The sequence below is a fragment of the Gordonia sp. ALPHA1B1 genome, assembly GCF_005502615.1.
Taxonomy (GTDB): domain Bacteria; phylum Actinomycetota; class Actinomycetes; order Mycobacteriales; family Mycobacteriaceae; genus Gordonia; species Gordonia hongkongensis.
The window spans coordinates 1-1,030 of record NZ_SCOC01000103.1 but is presented as its reverse complement, the minus strand read 5'-3'; the positions used below and the strand labels follow the sequence as shown (position 1 = coordinate 1,030).

The window sequence follows — 1,030 nt, the reverse complement described above, 5'->3', positions numbered from 1 at the left end:
CCTTGTGGGAGGGAGCTGTCGAAGGTGGGATCGGCGATTGGGACGAAGTCGTAACAAGGTAGCCGTACCGGAAGGTGCGGCTGGATCACCTCCTTTCTAAGGAGCACACAACAACACCCATTTCTGCCGGCGTATGTCTGTGCGGTGGGTGTGTGTTCGAGGGTGAAACATCAGACAGGCCCACTCCTTCTACACCGGTAGAGGGATCGGGGGTCACTGCGGGTCCGTGAGGGCTGGCGGGTTCATTGTCACGCTATCGGGGTTCTGAGAGAACACACTAGTGTTGTCTCTGACCTAGCTGTTCGGCTGATCATGCTGGTGAGGTGTCCTGTGATGGGGCGCGGAGGTGTGGGAGGTGGGATGGTGTGTGTTGTTTGAGAAGTGCATAGTGGATGCGAGCATCTTTATTTCAAACCAATGCTTCGACTGTTGTTGGAGTGCTGGTCTGTGATTTAGCAGAAATGTAGTTTTGTGATGTCTACATTCGATCCTCGTTCATGGCTGGCCTGTGTGGTTGGTTGTGGGTGGGGGGTTGTTTGTAGGTGTTGTTGTAAGTGTGTAAGGGCGTTCGGTGGATGCCTTGGTACCAGGAGCCGATGAAGGACGTGGTAGGCCGCGATAGTCCTCGGGGAGTTGTCAAACGAGCTGTGATCCGAGGGTGTCCGAATGGGGAAACCCAGCACGAGTGATGTCGTGTTACCACCAGCTGAATGTATAGGCTGTGTGGGGGGAACGTGGGGAAGTGAAACATCTCAGTACCCATAGGAAGAGAAAACAATTGTGATTCCGTGAGTAGTGGCGAGCGAAAGCGGAGGAGGCTAAACCATGCGCATGTGATACCGGGTAGGGGTTGTGTGTGTGGGGTTGTGGGGTTCGTCTTCTTCCATCTGCCTGTGGAAGCGTGAGTGAGAAAACTATGTGTTAGGTGAAGTGGCCTGGAATGGTCTGCCGTAGTCGGTGAGAGTCCGGTAGCTGAAAACACATGGTCTTGCGTGACGGTGTCCCCAAGTAGCAGCGGGCTCGTGGAATC

Annotated in this window: 2 rRNA genes; both read left to right on the top strand. The window is 54.5% G+C overall.

The window, feature by feature from the left end:
• Positions 1-96 (top strand): 16S ribosomal RNA (locus FFS52_RS23585); the annotation flags it as partial.
• A 452-nt stretch (positions 97-548) separates the two neighbouring features.
• Positions 549-1,030, top strand: a 23S ribosomal RNA gene (locus FFS52_RS23580); the annotation flags it as partial.